This is a genomic window from Nocardioides sp. BE266 (genome assembly GCF_031457855.1).
Lineage (GTDB): Bacteria > Actinomycetota > Actinomycetes > Propionibacteriales > Nocardioidaceae > Nocardioides.
In genome coordinates this window covers 246,706-269,701 of record NZ_JAURTI010000003.1, presented here as the reverse complement: position 1 = coordinate 269,701, position 22,996 = coordinate 246,706, and the positions used below count along the sequence as shown (strand labels likewise).

Annotated in this window: 21 protein-coding genes; 12 read left to right on the top strand and 9 right to left on the bottom strand. The window is 71.8% G+C overall.

Going from position 1 to position 22,996, the window contains the following annotated elements:
* Positions 1-81 precede the first annotated feature (81 nt).
* Positions 82-1,059 carry an NADPH:quinone oxidoreductase family protein gene (locus J2X46_RS09885; protein ID WP_310249678.1) on the top strand — a complete coding sequence of 326 codons (978 nt, stop codon included), beginning with the start codon at positions 82-84 and terminating at the stop codon, positions 1,057-1,059.
* Positions 1,060-1,061: 2 nt separating this feature from the next.
* Here J2X46_RS09885 and J2X46_RS09880 read toward each other — a convergent pair whose 3' ends face one another.
* On the bottom strand, positions 1,062-2,468 hold the full coding sequence (locus J2X46_RS09880; protein WP_310249677.1) for a hypothetical protein: 1,407 nt from the start codon (positions 2,466-2,468) through the stop codon (positions 1,062-1,064).
* Positions 2,469-2,629: 161 nt separating this feature from the next.
* Between J2X46_RS09880 and J2X46_RS09875 the strand changes: the two genes are divergently transcribed.
* The 5 genes from J2X46_RS09875 (at position 2,630) to J2X46_RS09855 (ending at position 8,250) form a co-directional block, all read left to right on the top strand.
* A complete protein-coding gene (locus tag J2X46_RS09875) occupies positions 2,630-4,543 on the top strand; it encodes a M13 family metallopeptidase (protein ID WP_397214092.1) in 1,914 nt (637 codons plus the stop codon).
* Positions 4,544-4,809: 266 nt separating this feature from the next.
* Entirely contained in the window at positions 4,810-5,610 is an 801-nt protein-coding gene (locus J2X46_RS09870; RefSeq protein ID WP_310249674.1) for a 2-phosphosulfolactate phosphatase, read from the top strand.
* Positions 5,611-5,711: 101 nt separating this feature from the next.
* Complete coding sequence (locus tag J2X46_RS09865) at positions 5,712-6,725, top strand: SGNH/GDSL hydrolase family protein (RefSeq protein WP_310249673.1); 1,014 nt, start codon at positions 5,712-5,714, stop codon at positions 6,723-6,725.
* Between the two features lie 74 nt (positions 6,726-6,799).
* Positions 6,800-7,753: a hypothetical protein gene (locus tag J2X46_RS09860; RefSeq protein WP_310249671.1), complete on the top strand. Its 954-nt coding sequence runs from the start codon at positions 6,800-6,802 to the stop codon at positions 7,751-7,753.
* Positions 7,750-8,250, top strand: coding sequence for a SigE family RNA polymerase sigma factor (locus J2X46_RS09855; protein ID WP_310249669.1), 501 nt, complete (start codon positions 7,750-7,752; stop codon positions 8,248-8,250). The genes J2X46_RS09860 and J2X46_RS09855 overlap by 4 nt, the downstream gene beginning before the upstream one ends.
* Here J2X46_RS09855 and J2X46_RS09850 read toward each other — a convergent pair whose 3' ends face one another.
* Entirely contained in the window at positions 8,251-8,751 is a 501-nt protein-coding gene (locus J2X46_RS09850; protein ID WP_310249667.1) for a hypothetical protein, read from the bottom strand.
* A gap of 100 nt (positions 8,752-8,851) precedes the next feature.
* Between J2X46_RS09850 and J2X46_RS09845 the strand changes: the two genes are divergently transcribed.
* Positions 8,852-11,005: a DEAD/DEAH box helicase gene (locus tag J2X46_RS09845; protein WP_310249665.1), complete on the top strand. Its 2,154-nt coding sequence runs from the start codon at positions 8,852-8,854 to the stop codon at positions 11,003-11,005.
* Positions 11,006-11,296: 291 nt separating this feature from the next.
* Here J2X46_RS09845 and J2X46_RS09840 read toward each other — a convergent pair whose 3' ends face one another.
* The 3 genes from J2X46_RS09840 to J2X46_RS09830 all read right to left on the bottom strand — a co-directional run bounded on the left by J2X46_RS09840 (position 11,297) and on the right by J2X46_RS09830 (position 13,552).
* Positions 11,297-12,511 (bottom strand): DUF6596 domain-containing protein, encoded by a 1,215-nt coding sequence (locus J2X46_RS09840; RefSeq protein ID WP_310249664.1) that lies wholly within the window; start codon positions 12,509-12,511, stop codon positions 11,297-11,299.
* A 5-nt stretch (positions 12,512-12,516) separates the two neighbouring features.
* A complete protein-coding gene (locus J2X46_RS09835; protein WP_310249662.1) occupies positions 12,517-12,885 on the bottom strand; it encodes a YciI family protein in 369 nt (122 codons plus the stop codon).
* Positions 12,886-13,018: 133 nt separating this feature from the next.
* Complete coding sequence (locus tag J2X46_RS09830; RefSeq protein WP_310249660.1) at positions 13,019-13,552, bottom strand: hypothetical protein; 534 nt, start codon at positions 13,550-13,552, stop codon at positions 13,019-13,021.
* Between the two features lie 80 nt (positions 13,553-13,632).
* On the opposite strand from J2X46_RS09830, the gene J2X46_RS09825 reads away from it, so the two are divergent.
* Genes J2X46_RS09825 through J2X46_RS09815 form a run of 3 tightly spaced genes read left to right on the top strand, consistent with a single transcriptional unit; the run spans position 13,633 to position 15,178 of the window.
* Positions 13,633-14,019 (top strand): YbaB/EbfC family nucleoid-associated protein, encoded by a 387-nt coding sequence (locus J2X46_RS09825; RefSeq protein WP_310249658.1) that lies wholly within the window; start codon positions 13,633-13,635, stop codon positions 14,017-14,019.
* Positions 14,016-14,333: a hypothetical protein gene (locus J2X46_RS09820; protein ID WP_310249656.1), complete on the top strand. Its 318-nt coding sequence runs from the start codon at positions 14,016-14,018 to the stop codon at positions 14,331-14,333. Before J2X46_RS09825 ends, J2X46_RS09820 begins: the two co-directional genes overlap by 4 nt.
* Positions 14,330-15,178: a hypothetical protein gene (locus tag J2X46_RS09815; protein ID WP_310249654.1), complete on the top strand. Its 849-nt coding sequence runs from the start codon at positions 14,330-14,332 to the stop codon at positions 15,176-15,178. Before J2X46_RS09820 ends, J2X46_RS09815 begins: the two co-directional genes overlap by 4 nt.
* A 91-nt stretch (positions 15,179-15,269) precedes the next feature.
* On the opposite strand, the gene J2X46_RS09810 is transcribed toward J2X46_RS09815, so the two are convergent.
* Positions 15,270-16,844: a DHA2 family efflux MFS transporter permease subunit gene (locus J2X46_RS09810; RefSeq protein WP_310249652.1), complete on the bottom strand. Its 1,575-nt coding sequence runs from the start codon at positions 16,842-16,844 to the stop codon at positions 15,270-15,272.
* Between the two features lie 57 nt (positions 16,845-16,901).
* A complete protein-coding gene (locus tag J2X46_RS09805) occupies positions 16,902-18,077 on the bottom strand; it encodes a dipeptidase (RefSeq protein WP_310249650.1) in 1,176 nt (391 codons plus the stop codon).
* Between the two features lie 92 nt (positions 18,078-18,169).
* Here J2X46_RS09805 and J2X46_RS09800 point away from each other — a divergent pair, with 92 nt between their 5' ends.
* Complete coding sequence (locus J2X46_RS09800) at positions 18,170-20,872, top strand: DEAD/DEAH box helicase (RefSeq protein ID WP_310249648.1); 2,703 nt, start codon at positions 18,170-18,172, stop codon at positions 20,870-20,872.
* Complete coding sequence (locus J2X46_RS09795) at positions 20,869-21,558, top strand: hypothetical protein (RefSeq protein WP_310249647.1); 690 nt, start codon at positions 20,869-20,871, stop codon at positions 21,556-21,558. Before J2X46_RS09800 ends, J2X46_RS09795 begins: the two co-directional genes overlap by 4 nt.
* A gap of 7 nt (positions 21,559-21,565) precedes the next feature.
* On the opposite strand, the gene J2X46_RS09790 is transcribed toward J2X46_RS09795, so the two are convergent.
* Together J2X46_RS09790 and J2X46_RS09785 are read right to left on the bottom strand one after the other, a co-directional pair.
* Complete coding sequence (locus J2X46_RS09790) at positions 21,566-22,078, bottom strand: ferritin (RefSeq protein ID WP_310249644.1); 513 nt, start codon at positions 22,076-22,078, stop codon at positions 21,566-21,568.
* A gap of 32 nt (positions 22,079-22,110) precedes the next feature.
* Positions 22,111-22,662 (bottom strand): TetR/AcrR family transcriptional regulator, encoded by a 552-nt coding sequence (locus J2X46_RS09785; RefSeq protein WP_310249643.1) that lies wholly within the window; start codon positions 22,660-22,662, stop codon positions 22,111-22,113.
* Positions 22,663-22,996 lie beyond the last annotated feature (334 nt).

The following is a 22,996-nucleotide window of genomic DNA, read 5'->3' as shown; positions in this document are numbered from 1 at the left end:
AGTCTCCCGCTTTGTAGTCGATGCATTCGCTACAGAGCGGGAGGATCCCCGGATATCCGGGGAATCACTAGCCTGAGGCCCATGAAGGCAGTCCAGGTCGTCACGCTCACCGGTCCCGCCGACGTCGAGGTGCGGGAGGTGGACGCACCCGGCCCGGGCCACAACGACGTGCTGGTGGAGGTGCACAGCGTCGGGGTGTCCTTCCCTGACCTGCTGCTGAGCCGGGGCGAGTACCAGTTCAAGCCCGAGCCGCCGTTCACCCTCGGCGTCGACTTCGCCGGCGTCGTCCTCGACCCCGGGTCGCCGGAGTCGAGCGGCTTCACCGTCGGCCAGCGCGTGGCGGGCGTGAACCTCAACGGCGGTGCGGCCGAGCAGGTCGCCAACCCGGTGATCTTCACCTTCGCGCTGCCCGACTCGTTGTCGTACGACGAGGGGGCGGCGATCCCGATGAACTACCTGACCGCCCTCTTCGCGCTCGAGGAGCGCGGCGGCCTCCGCGAGGGCGAGACCGTGCTCGTCCACGGTGCCGCGGGCGGGGTCGGCACGGCCACCCTCCAGGTCGCCCAGGGCCTCGGCGCCCGCACCATCGCCGTCGTCAGCACCGAGGAGAAGGCCGCATTCGCGCTCGCCGCGGGTGCCGACGAGGCGATCGTCGGACCGGACTTCAAGGACCGCGCCAAGGAGCTCACCGGCGGCCGCGGCGTCGACGTCGTGCTCGACGTGGTCGGCGGCGACGCCTTCACCGACTCGCTGCGCTGCCTCGCCGAGCAGGGCCGGATCCTGGTCGTCGGCTTCGCGTCCGGCCAAGGGATCCCCGAGGTGAAGGTCAACCGGCTGCTGCTCAACAACACCGACGTGCGCGGGGTGGGCTGGGGCGCCTACGCGATGACCCGGCCCGGCTACATGCAGAAGCAGTGGCACCGCCTCGAGCCGATGTTCGCCTCGGGGGTCGTCAAGCCGCCGATCGGGGCGACGTACGACCTCGCGGACTTCGGCCAGGCGCTCACCGACATGGACGAGCGGCGCACCCTCGGCAAGTCGGTCGTGCGCGTGCGCTGAGCTCAGCGCCGTACGGTCAGCGTCACCTTCGCCTCGTCGTAGCCGGTCTTCGTCGCCTTCGCGGTCATCCGCCCCGGACGCATGCCGGGGAGGCGGATCGAGCAGCGACCCGAGCCGTTCGTGGTGCAGCGCCGGGAGCCGACCTTCACCTTCGCGCGTGCCACGCCGCCGTCGACGTCGGTCACCTTGAACGACACCGTCTGCGCACGCCCGCCCGCCCAGCGACGCGGGGTCGCCTTCAGGTAGAGCTGGGCCGCGACCGAACGCGCCAGCAGGCGTGTCGGGTCGGCGTCGTCGTTGGCGACGAGCAGCACCTCGCCGCGCAGCGCGGTCGACGCCGAGACCGAGACGCCGAAGCTGGCGAAGAGGTCGGGCAGCATGCTGGGCGTCCGGTCGACGTCCCAGCCCCGCGCGGCCACCCGGGAGGCGCGCGGGTCGTAGCCGATGGGTCCGGCCGAGGCCACCCACAGGTGGCCGTCGGGGAGCACCGCGAGCTCGGGGACGCTGGCCCCCTTCATGCCGGGCACGCGGTGCGTGCGGTTGGCCAGCACGTCCCACAGCACGACCTGGTCGTTCAGCATGTACGCCGCCACGGGTCCGACGCGGGGCCGGTTGACCACGGCGACCGGCTGGCCGGGGATGGTGTACTCACCGGGTGCCCGGACGGGTGCGCCGAGCGTCGGCCACACCTGACGCGCGTAGAGACCGTTGGAGCGGATGCTCTGGTAGAGCACCCAGACGGCCGAGCCGTTGCCGAGGAGCTGGGCGGCCACCGCGTCCTGGTCGGTGAACTCGGCGTTGGTCGTGGTCGGCTCGGCGGCCTCCGGGATCGCCCCGACGTGCCAGTGGAACCCGGCGCTGTCGCCGTACCCGCCGAGGACGCTGCCGTCGGGCAGGTTGACGAACGTGCTGCCACCGCCGCTCGCGTCGCTGACCGCGAGCACCTCGCGCGGCAGCACCCACGACGCGCCGCCGTCGGCGGAGATCGCGGAGTAGACGCCGCGGTAGGTGAAGAAGTTCGCGCTCTCGCCGTCGGGGGTGCCCCGGAACGCCACCCGCAACCGGCCTGCCGCGTCGACCTCGAGGTCCACCGGCGTGCTCAACTGCTGCCACGCGGTCGGCAGCACCCGCGTCACCGCGCCCTGGCGACCACGTGCGTCGATGGTGGTGTGGAGGTAGTTGGCGCCCCCGACCTCGTCCACGATCCACACCACGTGCTGGAGCCCGTCGGCGGTGCGCACCGTGCTCGCCTGCGCGAAGTTGGGCGAGGTGCTCGGCGAGAGGGGACTCCACGACCGTGCGGTGACGCGCGCGTCGACGGCGACGGCGTTGCCCGGGGGAGCGGCGAGGGCGGCGGTCACCGAGACGGTGAGCAGTGCTGCGGCGAGCGTGCGGGTGCGAACGAACACGGGTCCTCCCGGGAGCAGTCCAGTGCCGCTCAGCCTCCACCCTCAAGGGTGTGCTGGGCACTGGTGCCAGCACGTGGTCTGGACCGGTGGGTCCGTGTCCCGGGTGGGTGCACGGGGTTAGGGTCGGGCGCGTGACGATCCTCGACTCCGCCCGTGAGGGCATGAACCCCGACATCCGCCCCCAGGACGACCTCTTCGGTCACGTCAACGGACGGTGGCTGGACGAGACCGAGATCCCGTCGGACAAGTCGAGCTGGGGCGCCTTCATCGCCCTGGCCGACGCGGCCGAGCAGCAGGTGCGCGACATCATCACCGAGCTCGCCGACCGACCGGCCGACGAGCTGGACGACGAGGAGCGCAAGATCGGCGACCTCTACGCCTCGTTCATGGACACCGACACCATCGAGGCCAAGGGCCTGCGTCCGGTCAAGGGCCTGCTCGACCGCGCCCACAAGGTCGCCGACCTCCAGGAGCTCGCGGCGTTCCTCGGCATGTTCGAGCGCATCGGCGGCCCCGGCCTGTTCGGGTCCTACATCACGCCCGACCGCGCCGATGCCTCGCGCAACATCGTCTACCTCGCCCAGGGCGGCCTCGGCCTGCCCGACGAGTCCTACTACGACGACGAGAAGTTCGCCGAGATCCGCAGCAAGTACGTCGACTACCTCACGACGCTGCTCACCCTCAGCGGCCACGACGACCCGGCCGGCGCGGCGGCGCGCGTGCTGGCCTACGAGACCCGCCTCGCGGAGGGCCACTGGGAGGCCGCGGAGACCCGCGACGTCCAGAAGACCACCAACCACAAGAGCCTCGCCGAGCTCCAGGAGCTGTGCCCGGCCTTCGACTGGGTCACCTACGTCACCGCCCTCGGCGGCACGGAGGAGACGCTGCGCTCCACGATCGTGATGCAGCCCGACTTCTTCGCACACCTCTCGTCGGTGCTCGACGAGACGCCGATCGAGACGTGGCGCGACATCCTGCACACCCGGATCGTGCGCAGCTCCGCGCCGTACCTCCCCGACGAGTTCGTCCAGGCCAACTTCGACTTCTACGGCCGCACCCTCAACGGCACCCCCGAGCTGCGTGCCCGCTGGAAGCGCGGCGTCGACTTCGTCGAGGGCTCGATCGGCGAGGCCGTCGGCAAGGTCTACGTCTCGCGCCACTTCCCGCCCGCGTCCAAGCAGAAGATGGACGACCTCGTCGCCAACCTGGTGACCGCCTACCGCCGCTCGATCGAGGCGCTCGACTGGATGGGCGAGGACACCAAGCAGAAGGCCTACGACAAGCTCGACCGCTTCTACCCCAAGATCGGCTACCCGACGGAGTTCCGCGACTACTCCGGGCTGTCCATCACCGCCGGCGACCTGATGTCCAACGTCGCCGCGGCCTCGGCCTTCGAGACCGACCGGCAGCTCGAGAAGGTCGGCCAGCCGGTCGACCGCGACGAGTGGCTGATGCTCCCGCAGACCGTCAACGCCTACTACCACCCCGGCACCAACGAGATCTGCTTCCCGGCCGCCATCCTGCAGCCGCCCTTCTTCAGCCCCGACGCCGACGAGGCCGAGAACTACGGCGGCATCGGCGCCGTCATCGGCCACGAGGTCGGCCACGGCTTCGACGACCAGGGCGCGCAGTACGACGGCGACGGCAACCTCCACGACTGGTGGACCGCGGACGACAAGGCGGCGTTCGAGGCCAAGTCGCAGGCGCTCGTGAAGCAGTACGACGCCTTCGAGCCGCGCAACCTGCCCGGCGAGCACGTCAACGGCAGCCTCACCGTCGGCGAGAACATCGGCGACCTCGGCGGCCTGACGATCGCGCACAAGGCCTACATCATCAGCCGCGGCGGCGAGGCCCCCCTCGAGGACCGGCGCACGCTCTTCCTGAACTGGGCCCACGTGTGGCGCACCAAGCGCCGCAAGGAGCAGGAGCTCCAGTACCTCACCATCGACCCGCACAGCCCCGCCGAGTTCCGCGCCAACATCGTGCGCAACCTCGACGAGTTCCACGAGGTCTTCGAGACCCAGCCCGGCGACGGCCTGTGGCTCGAGCCGGAGGGCCGCGTCCGGATCTGGTGATGAGGGACGCGTAGCGGACCTCGTCGTCGGTGGTCGAGTAGCGATCACGGCTGAGGGACGAAGCCGTGAAGCAGCGTATCGAGACCCGGACGGACGACGACCCCGGGACCGAGCGTGGGCTCGATGGGGTGTCCCGGGGCCGCGGCCGCTCCTGTTCACCCCCTGTGGAAATCCTGTGGATGACGTGTTGCCGTCGACTGTAGGCCCCCCGCGAGGAGTCCGCCGGGTTTTGCGCGAACCGGCGGTCGCGGCGGTTGAATGAGTCCGTGGCACTCCCGGGGCACGACCAGTCGACCTACCGCCTCCGCATGGAGTGGGGCCCGACCGGCGCCGAGGCCGTCCCGGCCGACTACGCCGTCGTGGTCGACGTGCTGTCCTTCACCACCACGCTGAGCGTGGCGATCGAGCGCGGCATCGAGGTCTTCCCCTTCCGCTGGAAGGACTCGCGGGCCGCCGAGCACGCCGTGCGCCACGGCGCGACCCTGGCGGTCGGCCGCTTCGAGGCGCTGTCGCGGCCCGGCTCGCGCCACGTCTCGCTCTCACCCGCCAGCCTCTCGGAGGTGGAGGGCGTCGAGCGGCTGGTGCTGCCCTCGCCCAACGGCTCGACGATCGCCTTCGCGCTCGCCGACTCGGGTGCCCAGGTCGTGGGTGCGTGCCTGCGCAACGCGGCCGCGGTCGCCCGGTGGCTCGCGCCGAAGGTCGCCGCGGGCGCCAGCGTGGTCGTCGTACCTGCGGGGGAGCGGTGGTACGACGACACCCTCCGCCCGGCGGTCGAGGACCTGTGGGGCGCCGGTGCCGTCCTGGCCGGGCTGGTCGGCGAGGTCGCCGAGCTGGCGAGCCCCGAGGTCCGGATGGCCGTCGCCGCCTGGCAGGCGACCACCCTGCCGATCGACCTGCTGGCCTGCGCGAGCGGCCGGGAGCTGGTCGAGGCCGGCTTCGTCGCCGACGTCGAGATCGCCGCCCACCAGGACGTCAGCGACGTGGTGCCGGTGCTGGTGGGGGAGTCCTTCCGCGACGCCGCCGACCTCGAGCCGCCCGGCCCACGGCTGCGCCGCGTCGGCTCCTGAGGCAAAACCTGACCGCTCGGTCTGGTGGCCGGGCTCCGCGCTTCCCTAGTGTGTGAGCGCGGTCACACTCGGGTGACCCACTCTCTCGGAGGTCCTCGACGATGAAGCGCACGTCCACCCGCCTCGCGGTGCTCGGCTCCGCCCTGGTGGGGCTGCTCAGCCCCCTGCTGGTCCAACCCGCCGCCCAGGCGGCCGCACCTGTCTACGTCGCCCTCGGCGACTCCTACTCCTCCGGCACCGGCACCCGGTCCTACATCAGCGACGGCACCAGCTGCCAGCGCTCGACCAAGGCCTACCCGAGCCTGATCGCCGCCGCCCGCGGCTACGCGCTCAACTTCCGCGCCTGCTCCGGCGCGAAGATCGCCGACGTCACCAACACCCAGCTGAACGTCCTCACCACGGCGACCAACTACGTGACGATCTCGGTCGGCGGCAACGACGCCGGCTTCGCCGACGTGCTCACCGAGTGCGCGCTGCCGGGCTGGGCGAGCAACTGCAACGGCAAGATCAACACGGCGCAGGCCTACATCAACAACACCCTGCCCGCGGCGCTGGCGACCCTCTACGCCGGCATCCGCAGCCGCGCGCCCTACGCCAAGGTCGTCGTCGTGGGCTACCCGCGCATCTTCATGGGCGAGGACTGCAACGCCTTCACCTGGTTCTCCCCCGACGAGGAGGCGCGGCTCAACCAGACCGCCGACCTGATGAACACCCGCACGGCGGCGGCCGCCGCGGCTGCCGGCTTCAGCTTCGCGAACCCGACCGCCGCCTTCACCGGCCACGCGGTGTGCGACAACCCGGAGTACCTCAACGGCCTGTCCAACCCGATCTCCGAGAGCTATCACCCCAACGTGCTCGGGCACGCCAGCGGCTACACCCCGGTCGTCAGCGCGACCGTGGGCGGCGCGTTCGCCGTCACCGCCAAGGTGCGCGCCGACGCCGCGGCCTCGGCGAGCAGCCAGGCCGCGCTCCAGCGCCAGTACGCCGCCGCGGACCGCAGCATCCGCCCGGAGGTCTTCGTGACGCCCGACCTGACCACGCCGGAGGTGCGCAGGGCCGCCCGGAAGGCCGGGATCGACCTCGACAGGTTCATCGCCCGCAGCCAGCGGCGCTGACGTGATGTGACGGGACCCGGTCATCCGGCCGGGTCCCGTGACAACCAATCGCTGCGCCGGACCGTCGAGGGGACATGAGTGAGAGCGACCTGCTGACCCGGCTCGACCACGAGCTCGCGCACCTGCCGAGCGTCCCGGCACCGACGTACCTCCTCCAGGGGCGGCGCGCTCGGCGCCGGCGGCGAGCGGCCGTGGGTGCGGTCGGCGTCGCAGCGGCCGCTGCCCTGGCGGTGTCGGTGCTCCAGGTGCTGAGTCCGGGCGACGGGACGGATCGCTCCCAGATCGCCGAGGACGGCACCGACACCACGGAGGTCGGACGTCTCCGCGACGTCCCGCTGTCGGCCGACCCGGACGTCGTCGCGCCCCAGCCCAACAACCCGGTCGAGGCCGTCGACGGGCTCGAGGGTGTCGACTGGTTCACCACGGACGACGTCCCGACATGGGCGCAGGAGTACGGCGAGCACGGGCCGGTCGGCGTCTCGCCGGACGGTCGGTTGTGGGTCGCGCCGGACGCCACGGTCCGACGCGTCGTCGTCGACCCCTACGTCCGCGGCGAGGACGGGGTGACTGCGTCGTACGCCGTCGAGGCGCAGTGCGCCTGCGTCGCCGACCACTTCCCGGACGGCCTGTCGTGGGTGATCATCTCCACCGACGGGACCGGTCCGGGTGGTGGCGAGATGGACCAGCCCGGTCGCGAGACCGACGACTTCGAGCTGTGGGTCGACGACGTCACCTCCCAACTGCAGGGCCGGCCGTCCCTGGCCGAGCGGCTGGTGCGCTTCGAGTCACGCACGTCCGACACCCTCGTGCCGGCCAGTCCCGGGGTCACGATCGTGGAGCAGGGCCACGACACGGGCTACCCCGATTCCTTCGCGTCGCGGGGGGCCGTCGCCGAGGTCACCTACGCCGGCACGACCTGGTACGTCATGGCGGTCGAGCCGCCCGATGGAGGGGTCTGGTACGACGCCATGTCCGGCGACCTCGCCGACAGCCTGGACGCCTTCGTCGAGAAGTGGCACAGCGCGTGAGCGCGAACGACGACGGCTACGTCGAGTTCGTCGCGGCCCGGCAGGCGGTGCTCCGCCGCATCGCGTACGCCGTGTGCCGCGACGACGCGCGGGCCGAGGACGTGCTGCAGGAGGCGCTGGTCAAGCTCTACCTCGCGTGGTCGCGGGTGCAGGGCACCGGCCGCGAGGAGGCGTACGCCCGGCGGATCATCGTCAACGCCGACCTCGACCAGCGCCGCCGGCCCTGGCACCGACGCCGCTCGGGCGTGCCGATCGAGCTGCTCGACGGGCCGGCGCCGGCCGGCACCGCCAGCGAGGACCGGATGGAGCTGCTCGCCGAGCTGCGCCGGCTGCCGCCCATGCAGCGCCGCACGGTCGTGCTGCGCTACTGGCTCGGGATGTCGGTCGAGGAGACCGCCGAGGAGCTCTCGATCAGCACGGGGACGGTCAAGAGCCATGCCTCGCGCGGACTCGCCACGCTGCGCGAGCGGCTCGGGGAGCGGATCGACGTCGGCTGATCAGCCGCGCCGGCGGCTGGTCCCGAGCTCGTGGACGTAGGCCGCGAACAGCTCGCGGTGGACGTCGTGGGGCAGCAGCTCGGGCTTGCGCGCGACCACCGGCGCGAGCGCCAGCAGCAGCGGGTCGATGCTCTCCACGGTCTGGGCGGTGACCTTCAGGCCGCGTCGCTTCCTTGCGGTCGTGCGCCCGATCAGGGTGACGGACTTGTTCCACACCTCGGGCGTGGCCGCGCCCGCCGAGCCGTCGATCCCGGGGCGGACGTCGACGAGGTCGTCGTACGCGAAGGTGCGCACCTCCCGCCCCCGACGTCGTACGACGACACGGTCGGGGTGGACCTCGATCGTGCGGCCGGTGGTGAACCAGATCGCCCACGCCGGCAGCACGACCATCAGCAGCCCGAGGGCGGCCAACGACAGCACGCGGTGCTCGCCGCCGGCGGTCCAGGTGGCCGCGGTCAGCAGGACGCCGACGACGAGCACCACGATCGCGAGCGTGCGCACGAGTGGTCGCGGCTCGAGGACGGTGGGCGGGACCGGTGGCTCGATGGCCGAGAGCCTAGGCGGAGGGGCGGACGTCGGTGGCGGTTGGTAGACAGGGGCCATGACCACCGACACCGCCGTCACCGACGACACGCGCCGCGCCGCGCGCGAGGCGGCCGAGCGCCACCTGCGGGCGCTCGTGGGCCCCCGCGACGGGCAGGGCGAGGCGACGCTGCGCGAGGACCAGTGGCACGCGATCGAGGCGCTCGCGGTCGACCGCCGCCGGGCCCTGGTCGTGCAGCGCACCGGGTGGGGCAAGTCGGCCGTCTACTTCGTGGCCACCAAGCTGCTGCGCGAGGCGGGGGCGGGTCCGACCGTGATCGTCAGCCCGCTGCTCGCGCTGATGCGCAACCAGATCGCCGCCGCCGAGCGCGCCGGCATCCGCGCGGTGACGATCAACTCGACCAACATCGACCAGTGGCAGCCGATCCACGACCAGATCCACGCCGGTGAGGTCGACGTGCTGCTGGTCAGTCCCGAGCGGCTCAACAACCCCGGCTTCCGCGACGAGGTGCTGCCGCGCCTCGCCGCCACGTGCGGCCTGCTGGTCGTCGACGAGGCCCACTGCATCTCCGACTGGGGCCACGACTTCCGCCCCGACTACCGCCGGCTCCGCACGCTCCTCGCCGAGCTCCCGTCCGGCATCCCGGTCCTCGCCACGACCGCGACCGCCAACCAGCGCGTGACCGACGACGTCGCCGAGCAGCTCGGCGTCCATGCCGACTCCGCGCCTGACGAGAGTGTGCTCGTGCAGCGCGGCACCCTCGACCGCGAGTCGCTGCGCCTCGGCGTCGTGCAGCTGAAGACACCCGAGATGCGCCTGGCCTGGCTCGCCGACCACCTCGCCGAGCAGCCCGGGTCCGGCATCGTCTACTGCCTGACGGTCGGCGCGACCCAGGAGGTCGCGGGCTACCTCCGCGACCGGGGTCTCGAGGTCGCGGCCTACTCCGGCCAGACCGAGGCCGACGAGCGCCACGCGCTCGAGCAGGCGCTGGTCGACGGCCGGGTGAAGGCGCTGATCGCCACGAGCGCGCTCGGCATGGGCTTCGACGCCAGCCTCGGCTTCGTGATCAACCTCGGCGCCCCGTCGTCGCCGGTCGCCTACTACCAGCAGGTCGGCCGCGCCGGCCGCGGCACCGACGACGCGACCGTCGTGCTGCTGCCGCAGATCGAGGACCGCGACATCTGGGCCTACTTCGCCTCGCTGGGCTTCCCGCGCGAGGAGCAGGTCCGCGAGACCCTCGCCGCCCTCGGTGACTCCGACCGCCCGCTCTCGACCGCCACCCTCGAGACCCGCGTGGAGCTCGGCCGCAACCGGCTCGAGTCGATGCTCAAGGTGCTCGACGTCGACGGCGCGGTCCAGCGGGTGCAGGGCGGATGGGTGGCCACCGGCCGCCCCTGGGCCTACGACGCCGAGCGCTATGCCCGCGTCGCCGAGGCCCGCGAGCGCGAGCAGCAGGCGATGCTCGGCTACCTGAGGACCACCGAGTGCCGGATGCGCTACCTCCGCGAGCAGCTCGACGACCCCGAGGCGACCGACTGCGGGCGCTGCGACAACTGCGGCGGCCTGACCCTCGCCACGTCGGTGAGCGATGCCGCCGTCGCCGAGGCCGGCGAGCGGTTGTCCCGTCCCGGCGTCGTGCTCGAGCCGCGGCGGATGTGGCCCACCGCGCTGGCCAACCTCGGCCTCGACCTCAAGGGCAAGATCGCCGACGCCGCCGAGCCCGGCCGGGTCGTCGCGCGGCTGACCGACCTCGGCCACGGCCAGGCCCTGCGCGCGCTCTTCCGCGAGGACACTCCCGACGGCCCGGTCCCGCCGGGCCTCGCGCAGGCGGTGATGGACGTGATGAAGGACTGGTCGTCCGAGTGGGCCTCGCGGCCCGACGCGATCGTGGTCGTCGAGTCGGCGACCCGGCCCACCCTGACCCGCGACCTGGCCGACGGCCTCGCCCGCGTCATGCAGGTCCCCGTGGTCGGCACCTGGGCGATCCGCGACCACGCCGTCCCACCGCGCGCGGGCCAGTCCAACTCGGCGCAGCGCGTCGCCGCCGTACGACGACGGGGCGGGCTCGACGCCGCCATCCCCGCAGGGGCGACGGTGCTGCTGGTCGACGACCAGGTCTCGACCGGGTGGACGCTGACGGTCGCCGCCACCGCGATCCGCGCGGCCGGGGCGGGCGCGGTCCTGCCCCTCGCGCTCGCGTCCCAGGGCTGAGCCCCGGCCGGCGTGCCCGCCGCGCTCCCGAGCCCGACCCCGCGCTGATTCGTCATACAGACCCGAACAAGTGGCGTCGGGAACGTATGACGGATCCTCAGCGCCGAGATATCTGAGGACGCCGTGAACGGGATTCAACCCCGAACACGTTCACCACGTCCTCAGATATGCCCGTCGCCCCCTTGGGTCGGCGGTCGACTCAGCGTGTGGCCAGGCCCGCTCCCGCAGCTGATGCGTCATACAGATCCGATCAGATCGGGTCGGGAACGTATGACGGATCTGCAGTGCCGATCAGGAGCCGTCGTCCAGCGGACCTCGGTGGAGGCGGGTGGTCAGCAGCCGGCGCTCGGCGTCGTTCGCGGTGAGCTCGAGGGCCCGGCGGTTGGCGGCGTCGGCCTCGTCCTCGCGGCCGACCTCGGTGAGCAGCTGGGCCCGGGTCGCGTGGAAGAGGTGGTAGGTGGCCAGCGGCTCGGCGAGGGTCTCGAGCCGCCGGAGGGCGTCCTCGGCACCCAGCACCTGGGCGTGCGCGACCACCTGGTTGAGCCGCACGACGGGAGAGGCGTCGTACCTCGCGAGCTCCTCGTAGAGCACCGAGATCTGGAGCCAGTCGGTCTCCGCCCAGCTCGCGCCCGTGGCGTGCACGGCAGCGATGGCGGCCTGCAGCTGGTACGCCCCCGGTCGGCGCAGCGACGCGGCGCGCTCGATCATCCGCTCGCCCTCGGCGATCGCGGCGTGGTCCCACAGTCCGCGGTCCTGGTCGCGCAGCAGGACCAGCTCGCCGTCGGCGAAGCGCGCCCGGCTGCGGGCGTGCTGGATGGTGAGCAGCGCGGCCAGGCCCCACGCCTCGGCCTGGTCCGGCAGCGAGGTCGCGACGACGCCGGACAGCCAGACCGCGTCGGCGGCGAGGTCGCGGTCCTGCGTCGGTCCGCTCGAGGACACGAAGCCCTCGTTGAACATCACGTAGACCACCGCGAGCACGTCGGCCAGCCGCTCGGCGCGCTGCGACTCCGGTGGCACGGTCAGCGCGATGCCGGCCGAGACGATCTTCCGCTTCGCCCGTACGACGCGCTGCGCCAGCGTCGTCTCGTTGACGAGGAACGCCCGGGCGATCTGCGGAGTGGTGAGGCCGACGACCGCACGCAGCGTCAGGGCGAGCCGGGCCTCGGGCGCCAGCGCGGGGTGGCAGCAGGCGAAGAGCAGGGCGAGTCGGTCGTCGGTGCCTTCCCCCGGGAGGTCGTCAGGCGGATCGGCACGCGCGGCGAGGGCACGCTGCCGGTCGCGCAGCCGGAGCGCGTCCATCGCGTTGCGGGTGGCGGCGACCTGGAGCCAGGCCCCGGCACGATCGGGCGGACCGTCGCGACGCCACGACGTCAGCGCCTCGACCACCGCACCCTGAACGGCCTCCTCGGCGACATCGAAGTCGCCGAAGCGGCGGGAGAGGCGGGCGACCAGCGGGCCGGCCTCCTCGCGCAGCGTGCGCGCGAGGAGACCGTCCGTGGAGGTCACCGGCCTCAGCCCTCCATGTGCGAGTAGTCCTCGACCATCGGGCGGATCTCGACGGCCACGCCCGGCAGGTCGAGCATCGGCCAGGTCTTCACCACGGCGATGGCGGCGTCCATGTCGGCGACGTCGATGACGCTGAAGCCACCGATCACCTCCTTGGCCTCGTTGAACGGGCCGTCGACCACGACCGCGCCGTTCGGGTCGTGCTTGACGGTGGTCGCGGTCTCGACGCCGAGCAGCTCGGCGCCCGAGTCGGCCATCACGCCCGCGTTCTCGCCGAACCACTCGTAGACCCGCTTGTAGATCGCCTGCGCGGCCTCCGGGTCGGCGGAGGAGTCCAGGTCGGGGCGGGAGGTGTACATCAGGACGTACTTCATGGCAGTGCCTCTCGTGCTGGAGCCCCGTGGTGCGGGGCCGGTCATCACCTCGTCGCCGCTCACCGCCGGAAATCGACAGCCCGCGGAGATCTCCTGCACATCATCGCCCGACGAGGCCCAGTTGGCGCGTGCGTCAGGGTGAGGTCTTCACCGCGTGCTCGAAGAAGCCGCGCTCGACATCGCTGGTGAGCAGCTCCGGACGACGCTCGACCTCCGCCGAGAGCCGCTCGAGCAGGGGCTGCAGCGTCTCGACGCTCGCGCGCGACACGACCACGGAGCCGCGGTCCCCGGAGGCGAGACGGCCGACCAGGAAGACCTGCTCGTTGCGGAAGGTCTCGCCGCCGCGAGGCCCGAAACGGACCTTGACCTCCTCGAGGTCGGCGAAGGCGATCTGCTGGCGTACGTCGTCGCCGGAGGTCACCGTCACGCCCTCGTCGGAGAGGTAGGTGTGCCGCTCGTGCATGGACCGGGCGATCCATGCCGGCAGCAGCACGAGCACCAGCAGCATCACCACGGCCATGCCCCAGAAGCCCGCCGCGGTGCCGCCGGACTCACCCGTCGCGCGGCGCACGGTGCGGACCGTGGGCACGAGGAAGACCACCGCGGCGGCCAGCAGGATCCACATGATCGTCGTGCGCTGGGGCAGTTCGGTCCCGAGTCCGTCCATGTTTCGCAAGCATAGGGAAGGGAAGACAAGGGGTGCGGGCCAGCCACACGGTCCGCACTTCCCGAGGCGAGGAGCCACCCATGACCATGTCGCGACTCGAGGCCGTGCTGGCCACGATCGACGCGCAGGCCGACACCGCCCTGACCAAGCTCGACCAGGCCCAGCAGTTCGCCACCCGCAGCGAGCACCTCGCTGTCGAGGGCGCCTCGGCCGACGAGGTCGCCACGGTCACCGTCGACGGCACCGGCCAGGTGCAGTCGATCACCATCGACGACGACGTACGCCACCTCAGCGGGGCGCAGATCGCCACCGACGTGATGGAGGCGCTGCGCCAGGCGCAGCGCCGGCTGAGCTACCACGTCGAGCAGCTCGGCACCGAGATCTACGGCGCAGGATCGCCGTCCGTGCAGGCCTTCTCGCAGGCCTACCGCGACCGTTATGGCTACGAGGAGGACGAGGACCGATGAACGACATCTACATCGACCCCGGCGAGATGCGGGCCCACGCGAGTCGCGTGCTCGCGCTGTCCGGCAAGGCCGGCCAGGCCACCGCCGCCGCCAACCAGGTGAGCTTCAGCTCCGGGATGTTCGGCAGCATCGGCTCGATGCTCGTCGGGCCGTTCATGTTCCCGCTGCAGGGTGCCGGCCAGGTCGCGGCGGGGGCGATGGAGGGCGCGCTCGGCGACTGCGCGGAGTCCATCAAGGGCCTCGCCGACACCTTCAGCTTCATCGACGACACCGTCGGCGAGCACTTCGACGAGATCGGGCGGAGGATCCGATGACCGCGCTCGTCGTCGACCCCGGCAACACCGATCGTGGCGTCTTCACCAACTTCGACTCCTTCGCCAACGGCACCAACGGGCTGAAGATGATCGACGGTGCGGCCGACTCCGCGTCCGCCTTCTCCCGCGGCGACTGGATCGAGGGCACCATCAACGGCGTCAGCGCGGCGCTCGACGTGGTGGGCATGATCCTCAACCCGCTCGGCACCGCGTGCTCGATGGTCATCAACTGGATCATGGAGCACTGCGGGCCGCTGCAGGACTGGCTCGACGAGCTGCTCGGCGACCCCGGCGTGATCAAGGCCGGCGTCCAGACGTGGGGCAACATCGGCGACCACATGAGCGGCATCGGCCCCGACTTCCGCAACCTCGTCGACACCGACACCGGCGGCTTCAGCGGCCTGGCCATCGACGCCTACCGCGCCGCCGCTGGCGGCATGGTCCACGTCTTCGACGCCCTCTCGAAGGTGGCGTACGGCGTCTCGGCGGGCATCGAGGTCGCCGGGGGCCTGCTGGCCGGCGTGCGCGACTTCATCCAGGGCCTGTTCTCCGACCTCGTCGGAGACGCGATCGGCGCCGTCGCCCAGTCGGCGCTGACGCTCGGCATCGCCGCTCCCGCGGCCCTCGGCTCGCTGATCAACAAGGCTCGCCAGGTGCTCGAGCGCTGCCGGACCTTCATGAAGGCGCTGGCCGAGTCGCTCGACAAGATGGCCGGGCTGCTCAAGGACATCTCGCCCGCGCTGGAGGCCACCACCAAGGGCCTCGCGACGATCTTCCGCGAGGGCACCAACATGCCGACCGACGTCGTCGTCGCGCTCGGCAAGGGTGTCACCGGCGCCGACTGATACCTGGCGCCGACAGGGCACTTCCTCGCGCAGTTGCACGACAAACCGGGCTCTTCCTCATGGCGAGGAAGAGCCCGGTCGGCGTTGCGGGTCAGTGACCCATCATCGCGGTCGGGTCGACCGGGGCCACCTTCTTGCGGGGCAGGAAGAAGGCCGGGATCAGGCAGCAGGCCACCAGCACGGTCGCGACGACGAAGACCGTGGCGAACGCGTCGGCCAGGTCGCTCGTGGCGAGTGACTGGAGGTTCTCCAGCTGCGCGGGCGTGATGCCGAACTTCTCCATCACCGCGCCGACCGCGGACTGGTCGTTGCCGGCCTCGGCCAGCGCCTGGCCGGCCGCGACGAACTTCGAGTCCTTGATCTCGTTGGTGAGGATCACCGAGAACAGCGCGGTGCCGATCGAGGCGGCCACCTGCTGGGTGATGTTGAGCAGCGTGGAGCCGCGGGCCACGTTGTGCGCGGTCAGCGTCGCGAGCGCGGCGGTCATGATCGGCATCATCGTGCCGCCCATGCCGAGGCCCATGATGAAGAGCGCGCCGAGGATGTAGACGTACGACGTGTCCGCACCGATCTGGGTGAACATCGCCATGCCGACGGTGATCACCGTGATGCCGGCGAGCACGATCTTCCCGGGGCCGATCTTGTCGGCCAGGATGCCGGCGATCGGCATCGTGATCATCGCGCCGAAGCCCTGCGGCGCCAGCAGCCAGCCGGTGAAGAGGGTGCCCTCGCCGCGGACCTGGATGAAGTAGAGCGGGAACAGCAGCGAGGCGCCGAAGAATGCGATGGCGAAGAGCATCATCGCGATGACCGCGACCGTCATGTTCTTGTTGCGGAACAGGTGCAGGTCGACCAGCGGGTGGATGTTGCGGCGGTTGAGCGCCCACGGCACGAACGCCACGATCAGCACGGCGCCGATGATCATCGGGACGAGGACCTCGGCGGCCATCGCGGTGCCCTCCTCGGGGATCGAGCTCACGCCGTAGAGGAACGCGGCCAGACCCGGGGACAGCAGCACCATGCCCAGCCAGTCGAAGGTCTCCGACGGCTCGACGTCGTCCTTCGGCAGCACGATCCAGGCGTAGACGATCGCGGCGATGCCGATGGGCAGGTTGATCAGGAAGATCCAGTGCCACGAGGCGCTCTGGATCAGGGCGCCGCCGATGATCGGGCCGAAGATCGGGCCCAGCAGCATCGGGATGCCGAGCACGGCCATCACGCGGCCCACGCGCTCGGGCCCGGCGGCGTGGGTCAGGATCGTCATGCCGAGCGGCATCAGCATGCCGCCGCCGAGGCCCTGGAGTACCCGGTAGATGACGAGCAGCTCGAGCGAGGTCGCCGTCGCGCACATCACCGAGCCGGCGGTGAAGAGGACGACCGCGAGCAGGTAGAGGCGCTTGGTGCCGAAGCGGTCGGCAGCCCAGCCGGTCAGCGGGATGACGCTGGCCAGGGCGAGGGTGTAGCCGGTCATGGTCCACGCGACCTCGGCCGCGGTGGCGTTGAACTCCTGCTGGAAGGTGTTCAGGGCGACGGAGACGACGGTGATGTCGAGGATCGACATGATGGCGCCGAGGACGACGACGCCGGCGACCATCAGGACGCCCTTGTCGAGCTTGTCGGAGTTGTCCGGCTGGATCTCGCCGGCAGAAGTCTGGGTGCTGGTCACCGGACAAGATTATTGGTTGCCATCAACAACGACCCAATCCTTTTCACGTGGGCTGGGTCACCGTGGCGGGCCGTCGAGGTCCTCGATCCGCGCCAGGCTGGGGCCGCGCGTCGCCTGCAGCTCGCCGGCGCGCTCCTCGACCTCGCGCATCACCCGCAGCACGTTGCGGCAGGTGAGCCGCGCGAGGTCGTCCTCGGACCAGCCGCGGTCCGCGAGGGCGCCGAGGAGCGCGGGATAGGTCGACACGTCCTCGAGGCCGGCGGGCAGCACCTCGATGCCGTCGTAGTCACCGCCGAGGCCGATGTGCTCGATGCCGGCGACCTCGCGCACGTGCTCGCAGTGCGCCACCACGTCCTCCAGCGTCGCGGGCGGCTGCGGGTGGTCGACGGTCCAGGCGGTCTCGAACGGCGCGAACCGTACGCCGTCCGCCTCGGGGATGCCCTCCGCCTCGGCGGCGGCGACCATCTCGCGCTGCCAGTCGGCGCAGGCCGGGTTCACGAACTTCGGCACGAAGGTCACCATGCACACTCCGTTGTTCGCCGCGGTCGCCTCGAGCACGTCGTCGGGCACGTTGCGCGGGCTGTCGGTCACGGCCCGGGCCGAGCTGTGGCTGAACAGCACGGGCGCCTCCGCGACCTCGAGCGCAGCCCGCATCGTGTCGGCCGAGACGTGGGACAGGTCGACCATCATCCCGATCCGGTTCATCTCCCGGACCACCTCGCGGCCGAACGCGGTCAGCCCGCCCGCCACCGGGCGGTCGGTCGCGGAGTCGGCCCACGGGGTGTTCGCGTTGTGGGTGAGCGTCAGGTAGCGCACGCCCAGCTCGTGCAGCTGGCGCAGGGTGCCGAGCGAGCAGTTGATGGAGTGCCCGCCCTCGGCGCCCATCAGCGACGCCATCCGGCCGCCCGCCCACGCCTGCTCGACCTCGTCGGCCGTGGTCGCCCACGCCAGCTGGTCGGCGTACGTCCTGGTGAGGTGCCGTGCGGCGTCGACCTGCTCGAGCGTCGCGCTCACGGCGTCGTCGCCGGTGAGGCGGGTCGGGACGTAGACCGACCAGAACTGCGCGCCCATCCCGCCGGCGCGCATCCGGGGCAGGTCGGTGTGGGTGGGCGTCCCGCCGGTCCCGACGTCGAGCCGCGCGAAGTCGTACGCCGCCTGCGCCCGCGCCTCCCACAGCAGGTCGTTGTGGCCGTCGATCACGGGGTGGGCGGCGAGCAGTCGGGTGACGTCCATGCCTGGTGACGCTAGCAACGGGAACTCCGTGTCGGTGCCACGCGTTACCGTCCCTGTGCCCGCTGTCCGAGCGAGCACGGAAGGGTCAGTGCATGAGCTTCGTCCCGGTCACCGGTCCCGCCAGGTTGCTGGTGGGGGAGCCGCCCCGGGAGGGCTCGATCGAGTTCACGGACGACCGCCGCACCATCGTGATGCCGATCCGCGGCGCGCTGCCGGTGCTGGCGAAGGTCCGCGACCAGGACGACCTGCACCCCTCGGTGGCGCTGCTCGCCGGCGCTTCGCTGCTCGGCCTCCAGCTCGTCGCGGCCGGTCGCTTCGCCCCCGACCCCGAGGGCCGGCACTGGCAGGTCGCCGGGCTCGACGCCCACGACGAGCGCCGCATCGTCGAGCTCGCGCGGGCGCGCGCCCACGAGGGCTACGACGAGGCCACCGCCGAGGGCACGATCCGGGCGCTCCTCGACGCGGTCGCCGACACCGTCCCCCGTACGACACCGGGCCGGGCGCGCCGGGTGACCGCTCCCGCCGGACGACCGGCCCCGCCGACGAGCCCCGACGACTTCAGCGACCAGCTCCAGCAGCGGATCGCCCGGATCCGCGCACGCGGGCGCGACGACCGGCCGCACCTGGTGTCGGTGTCGTTCCGCGTCGAGGCCGACGAGGAGGAGCTGGTCGCCGGTGCGGTGCGGCTGGTGATGCAGGTGCACGCGGTCGACAACGCCGCCCACGTCGCCGACGCGGCCGACCTCTGGGCCGAGAGCGGGCCAGACGCCGCCCACGGGTTCGGCGAGCGGGCGCGCACGCACGCCGCGATCGCGTTGCGCTCGGCCGCCGACGCCTGGCCCGTGCTCGACCGGCTGCTCGACCTGCGCATCCCCGACGAGATCACCCTCGACTCCGACGAGATCCTGTCGCTGCTCGACGAGGGCGCCGCCGCGCTGACCGAGGCCGGCCACCAGGTGATGTGGCCGAAGTACCTCGACCGCGAGGTCACCCAGCGCGTCGAGCTCGGCGGCCGCTCGCCGGCCGGTCCGCGCGACGAGGCCCTCCAGGACGGTCTGTTCGGCCCGCAGGCGCTCTTCGGGTTCGAGTGGCAGCTCTCCCTCCACGGTGAGGAGCTGACCGAGGAGGAGATGGACGAGCTCGCTCGCGCGACGAGCCCGATCATGAAGCTGCGCGACAACTGGATCGCCGTCGACTCGGGCGTGATCAAGCGCGCCCGCAAGCGGCTGATCCGCACCGTCACCCCGGTCCAGGCCCTGGCCGCGACGCTGACCGGCGTCGTCGACATCGAGGACGTCCCCTACGAAGCGGTCGTCGGCGCGAGCCTGCTCAAGGTCCGGGACCGGCTCCACGAGGCCGTGACCGGCGAGCTCGTCGAGGTGCCGGGTGCCCTGCAGGCCGAGCTGCGCGACTACCAGCGCCGGGGGCTCTCCTGGCTCGCTGAGCTCACCTCCCTCGGCCTCGGCGCCTGCCTGGCCGACGACATGGGCCTGGGCAAGACGATCACCCTGATCGCGCTGCACCTGCACCGCAACGGGCTCGACGGGGTCGGCGGGCCGACGCTCGTCGTCTGCCCGGCGTCGCTGCTCGGCAACTGGGAGGCCGAGATCCGTCGCTTCGCGCCGGGCGTCGACGTACGCCGCCACCACGGCAGTGCCCGCGACCTCGGTGGGGTGCGCGACGGCTTCGTGCTGACGACCTACGGCACGATGCGCAACGACGCCGAGCTCCTCGCCGAGGTGCCGTGGGACCTCGTGGTCGCCGACGAGGCGCAGCACATCAAGAACTCCCGCTCGGCCGCCGCCCGCGCCCTGCGCACCATCCCGAGCACGGCCCGCGTGGCCCTCACCGGCACACCCGTCGAGAACGACCTCACCGAGCTCTGGTCGATCCTCGACTGGGCGATCCCCGGGCTGCTCGGCAGCCGCAACGCCTTCCGCAAGGTGTGGGCCGCGCCGATCGAGTCCGGGCTCGAGCCCACGAAGGCGCGCCAGTTCGCCGACCTGATCGGCCCGTTCCTGCTGCGCCGCCGCAAGTCCGACCCGGGCATCGCCCCCGAGCTGCCGGCCAAGACCGAGACCGACCACGTCCTCGGCCTGACCCGCGAGCAGGTCGTGCTCTACGAGACCCTCGTCCGCGAGTCGATGCGCCGCATCGAGGAGGCCGACGAGGAGACCCGACGCGGCCTGGTGCTCAAGCTGCTGACCGGCCTGAAGCAGATCTGCAACCACCCCGCCCACTTCCTGCGCCAGGCCAACCCCCGGCTGCGCGGCCGCTCCGAGAAGCTCGAGCTGATCGACGAGCTGGTCGGCACGGTGGTGGCCGAGGACGGCGCGGTCCTCGTCTTCACCCAATACGTCGCCATGGCTCGGCTCCTCGAGCGGCACCTCGGCACCACCGGGGTGCCCCACCAGTTCCTCCACGGCGGCACGCCCGTGCGCGAGCGCGACGCGATGGTCGCCCGCTTCCAGGCCGGCGAGGCGCCCGTCTTCCTGCTCTCCCTCAAGGCCGGCGGCACCGGCCTCAACCTCACGCGGGCCGACCACGTCATCCACTTCGACCGCTGGTGGAACCCCGCCGTCGAGGACCAGGCCACCGACCGGGCCTACCGGATCGGGCAGACCAAGCCCGTCCAGGTGCACCGCTTCATCACCCATGGCACGATCGAGGAGAAGATCGCCGAGCTGCTCACCCGCAAGCGCTCGCTCGCCGACTCCGTCCTGGCCCGCGGCGAGACCGCGCTCACCGAGCTCTCCAACGATGAGCTCCGCGACCTCGTGGAATTCCGCCGATGACCGGCACGACCCACCCGCGGCTCGCGCCTCGGCGCGGTGGTGGCACAGGCACGTGGTGGAGCAAGGCCGTGCTGCGGGCGGTCGAGGAGGCCGCCTTCGGCGAGAAGGAGCTCCGCGCCGGGCGGGCGCTCGCGCGCTCGGGTGCCGTCGGCTCGATCACCGTCGAGGAGGGCGGTGCGGTCGCCGCCGTCACGGAAGGGCAGGACGCCTACACCGTCGAGGTCACCCTCCCGGCGCTCGACGACTCCGACGCAGCGGCCTTCGTCGAGCTGGTCGCCGCGGAGTCCGGTCGCATCGGCGCCCTCCTCGCCGGACAGCTGCCGCACTCGTTCGTCGAGGCCGTCGAGGAGGCCGGCGTCGAGCTGTTGCCGTACGGCGGCGAGCTGGGCTCGGCCTGCTCGTGCGACTCCTGGCTCGACCCCTGTCCGCACGCGCTGGCCGTGTGGACCCAGCTGGCGTGGCTGATCCAGGCCGACCCGTTCGTGCTGACGCACCTGCGCGGGCTCTCCCGCGACCGGGTGCTCCGCGACCTGCACCAGCTCACCCGACCTCGTGCGCTCGACCTTGAGTCTCCTGGAGACTCACGGGCCAGCGCGGACCCCGACGAGGTCGACGACCTGGTCGTCGCGGAGGACGCCGCGGCCCGGGCGGCCCGGCTGCTGGAGCAGCCGTCCGACTCGTGGTGAGGCTGGCTCAGCGAGCCTCGGTGGTGGCGACCGGGCGGGCGCCGAGCTCCTCGTCGAGGCGGAGCAGGCCGGGGCCGTCGTCGTCGATCATCTTGAGCCGGCCGAGGATCTCGCTGACGGTCGCCTCCTCCTCGATCTGCTCCTCGAGGAACCAGTTGAGGAGCGGGCGGGAGTCGAGGTCGCCCTCGGACTCACCGAGGCGGTAGAGGTCGCGGATCGACGCCGAGACCTTCTGCTCGTGGGCCAGCGCGGCCTCGAAGGCGTCGTGGACCGAGTTCACCGCGACCGACGGCGCCGCGGTGGCACCGATGCGCGGGTGGTTGTCGCGGTCGGCGACGTGGTCGATGAACTTGTTGGCGTGGACGATCTCCTCGTCGGCCTGGTGGCGCAGCCACGCGGCCATGCCGGGCAGGTCCATGATCTCGAGCTCGATGGCGAGCTGGCGGTAGACCAGCGAGGCCTGGAACTCCAGGGTGATCTGGGCGTTGAAGGCGTTCTCGAGGCTCTCGCTCAGCTGCATGCGCTCACCCTATCGGGGGAGGCGTCGCGCGGTCAGGCGAGACCCAGGGCGCCGTGCGCCATCTCGCGCAGCACGTCGTGCATCTGCGGGTCGGGCAGCCGGCCGCTGTGCGGCGTGGAGTTGAGCAGGCCGAAGAGCACGTGGGCGCGGGTGCGCGACGTCTCCGGGCTCAGGTTCGGGTCGAGCAGGCGCACCTGAGTGGCCCACACGTCGACGTACGACCTCTGGAGCGCGCGCACGCGCTCGCGGGCCTCGTCGGGGAGGCTGCTCCAGTCGCGGTCCTGGACGACGATGAGCGCCCGGTGCTCGAGCGCGAACTCGATGTGCCACTCGACCAGCGCCTCGAGCGCGGCCCGCGGTCCGGTGGCGGACTCGACGCGGCTGCGGCCCTCGGCGAGGAGGGTCTCGCTGATGGAGACCAGCATCTCGGCGAGCATCGCGTCCTTGGACTCGAAGTGCTTGTAGAGCGCGGGACCGGAGATCCCGCAGGCCGAGCCGAGCTCGGCGACGGACACGCCGTGGAACCCGCGCGCCGCGAAGAGCTCGGCGGCGATGTCGAGGATCTGCTGACGACGTGGGGTCACGAGGTCGAGGTTAGTGGTGGTTAACCACTGCGACGAGCCACGCGGGGCCGGGAGCGTCATCGAACGCTCCGGCGCCTCCCAGACAGCAAGCGGAATCACGTGCCCTCCCAAGCCCACCGAGCCCCACCCGAGATGTCGGTGCATTCAGTGGGCCGCACCCCCGCACGGCCCACTGACTCCCAAGATTCGTGCACCAACCAGAGAGATCTTGGTCCCGCCCAGCGACGATTTCAGTGGTGCCAGCACCACATTTCATCTGGACAGGCGTCAAGAGTTTCGCGGAGACGAAGGAATCCGAGGTGTGGTGCCTGCTCTACCGACATCGCACCTCACC

Bases quoted from the DNA above. Each gene is read 5' to 3' on its own strand.
- J2X46_RS09885 (WP_310249678.1), top strand. From the start codon at position 82: ATGAAGGCAGTCCAGGTCGTCACGCTCACCGGTCCCGCCGACGTCGAG.
- J2X46_RS09875 (WP_397214092.1), top strand. From the start codon at position 2,630: ATGAACCCCGACATCCGCCCCCAGGACGACCTCTTCGGTCACGTCAAC.
- J2X46_RS09865 (WP_310249673.1), top strand. From the start codon at position 5,712: ATGAAGCGCACGTCCACCCGCCTCGCGGTGCTCGGCTCCGCCCTGGTG.
- J2X46_RS09860 (WP_310249671.1), top strand. From the start codon at position 6,800: ATGAGTGAGAGCGACCTGCTGACCCGGCTCGACCACGAGCTCGCGCAC.
- J2X46_RS09845 (WP_310249665.1), top strand. From the start codon at position 8,852: ATGACCACCGACACCGCCGTCACCGACGACACGCGCCGCGCCGCGCGC.
- J2X46_RS09835 (WP_310249662.1), bottom strand. From the start codon at position 12,885: ATGAAGTACGTCCTGATGTACACCTCCCGCCCCGACCTGGACTCCTCC.
- J2X46_RS09830 (WP_310249660.1), bottom strand. From the start codon at position 13,552: ATGGACGGACTCGGGACCGAACTGCCCCAGCGCACGACGATCATGTGG.
- J2X46_RS09825 (WP_310249658.1), top strand. From the start codon at position 13,633: ATGACCATGTCGCGACTCGAGGCCGTGCTGGCCACGATCGACGCGCAG.
- J2X46_RS09820 (WP_310249656.1), top strand. From the start codon at position 14,016: ATGAACGACATCTACATCGACCCCGGCGAGATGCGGGCCCACGCGAGT.
- J2X46_RS09815 (WP_310249654.1), top strand. From the start codon at position 14,330: ATGACCGCGCTCGTCGTCGACCCCGGCAACACCGATCGTGGCGTCTTC.
- J2X46_RS09805 (WP_310249650.1), bottom strand. From the start codon at position 18,077: ATGGACGTCACCCGACTGCTCGCCGCCCACCCCGTGATCGACGGCCAC.
- J2X46_RS09800 (WP_310249648.1), top strand. From the start codon at position 18,170: ATGAGCTTCGTCCCGGTCACCGGTCCCGCCAGGTTGCTGGTGGGGGAG.
- J2X46_RS09795 (WP_310249647.1), top strand. From the start codon at position 20,869: ATGACCGGCACGACCCACCCGCGGCTCGCGCCTCGGCGCGGTGGTGGC.
- J2X46_RS09790 (WP_310249644.1), bottom strand. From the start codon at position 22,078: ATGCAGCTGAGCGAGAGCCTCGAGAACGCCTTCAACGCCCAGATCACC.